Here is a 1263-nt window from a genome sequence, read left to right as displayed (position 1 = left end):
TGGTGGCTCAGAGGCAGCCTCGCCGCGCTGTCCCGCGACCTCGCGGCGAAGGGCGCGCCGCTCCTGCTCGCGCGCGGCCGCGCGGAAACCGTCATCCCGGCGCTCGCCGCCGCCATCGGGGCGCAGGAGGTCCAGGCCGGCCGCGCCATGGAGCCCTGGGCGCGCGAGCAGTCGCGCCGCGTGCACGAGGCGCTCTCGGCCGCCGGCCGCGCGCTGCACCTCCACACCACCGTCGTCCTGCGCGAGCCGCACGGCTTCGCCTCCGGCAGCGGCAAGCCCTATGCGGTCTACACGCCCTTCGCCAAGGCGATGCTGACGACCGAGCCCGCCGCGCCGCTCCCCGCGCCGGAGCGGATCGCCGGCGTCGAGCCGCCGGCCGGCGGCGAGCGGCTGGAGGACCTGGCGCTCTATCCCGTTCCCGGCGAGCCCGACTGGGCCGCGGAGTTCCCGGCCGCCTGGCAACCCGGCGAGGCCGGCGCGCAGGCGCGGCTCGCCCGCTTCGTCGCCGGCGCGCTCGGCAGCTATGCGGAAGCGCGCAACATCCCCGGCATCGAGGGCTCCTCCGGCCTCTCGCCGCATCTGCGCTGGGGCGAGGTCTCGCCGCGCCAGGTCTGGCACGCCGTGCGCGCGGCCTCCCGCGGCGCCTCGGCCGAGACCTTCCTGAAGGAGATCCTCTGGCGCGAATTCTCCTACCATCTGCTCTGGCACCGGCCGGAGATGCCGGAGCGCAACCTCCGCGCCGAGTTCGACGCCTTCCCCTGGACGCGCGACCCGGCGCTGCTGGCCGCCTGGCAGCAGGGCCGCACCGGCTACCCCATCGTGGATGCCGGGATGCGCCAGCTCTGGCGCATGGGCTGGATGCACAACCGGGTGCGCATGGTCGCGGGCAGCCTGCTCGTGAAGCACCTGCTGCAGCCCTGGCAGGAGGGCGCGGCCTGGTTCGCCGACACGCTGCTCGACCACGACCTCGCCTCCAACAGCGCGTCCTGGCAGTGGGTGGCGGGCTGCGGCACCGACGCCGCGCCCTATTTCCGCGTCTTCAACCCGGTGCTGCAGGGCGAGAAGTTCGACCCCGACGGCGCCTATGTGCGCCGCTGGCTGCCGCAGCTCGCGAAGCTGCCCAAGGCCTTCGTCCACAAGCCCTGGGAAGCGCCGGAGGGCGTGCTGGCCGCCGCCGGCCTCCGCCTCGGCCGCGACTATCCGCGCCCGGTGGTCGGCCCGGCCGAGGGCCGCGCCCGCGCGCTCGCGGCCTTCGCCGCGCTG

General features: G+C 75.9%; 1 protein-coding gene. It reads left to right on the top strand.

The genetic code is table 11. The features are described from left to right. A partial coding sequence (locus L2I40_RS23375) for a cryptochrome/photolyase family protein (RefSeq protein ID WP_237217749.1) occupies positions 1-1263 on the top strand: 1263 nt, incomplete at both ends.

The organism is Falsiroseomonas oryziterrae, from assembly GCF_021864505.1.
Classification (GTDB): Bacteria; Pseudomonadota; Alphaproteobacteria; order Acetobacterales; family Acetobacteraceae; genus Falsiroseomonas; species Falsiroseomonas oryziterrae.
The sequence above is the reverse complement of the archived record's forward strand: the minus strand, read 5'-3'. Positions and strand labels throughout refer to the sequence as shown.